This is a genomic window from Proteus sp. fly-1067 (assembly GCF_040139345.1).
GTDB lineage: Bacteria > Pseudomonadota > Gammaproteobacteria > Enterobacterales > Enterobacteriaceae > Proteus > Proteus vulgaris_B.
Window position 1 is genome coordinate 1 of the sequence record NZ_JBEEUL010000283.1, and the last position, 518, is coordinate 518.

Below are 518 nucleotides of genomic sequence, written 5' to 3' on the forward strand. Positions count from 1 at the left end.
AGATACGTGTTATGTGCAGTGCTCACACAGATTGTCTGATGAAGAACGAGCAGAAATACCGGTATAGGCTTGTAGCTCAGGTGGTTAGAGCGCACCCCTGATAAGGGTGAGGTCGGTGGTTCAAGTCCACTCAGGCCTACCAAATCGTATTGAATACTGCGTTGTGAAATCACTCGTTTACTTAGAGTAAACTTCGTGTTTCCACGCCTTGTCTCACTACGATTGGCTCAATTCTTAATTAAAGGAAGTTATCCGATAAGAAAGAAACCTGAGTAACAAAAACGGTATTAAGAATGCATTATGGGGCTATAGCTCAGCTGGGAGAGCGCCTGCCTTGCACGCAGGAGGTCAGCGGTTCGATCCCGCTTAGCTCCACCATAATCTCTTGAATATAAAATAATAATTCAGAGTATATTAGCAATAGTATACTGCGAATTATTTTGCTCTTTAACAATCTGGAACAAGCTGAAAAATTGAAAACAAATCAATATATCACCGAGGTATATTGATGAGTCTCT

At 41.5% G+C, this 518-nt stretch carries 2 tRNA genes; both read left to right on the forward strand.

The window, feature by feature from the left end:
* Nucleotides 1-65 precede the first annotated feature (65 nt).
* Nucleotides 66-142: transfer RNA gene (locus ABN217_RS20420), tRNA-Ile, on the forward strand.
* 160 nt (nucleotides 143-302) lie between these two features.
* A tRNA-Ala gene (locus ABN217_RS20425) sits at nucleotides 303-378 on the forward strand.
* The last annotated feature ends 140 nt before the right edge of the window (nucleotides 379-518 follow it).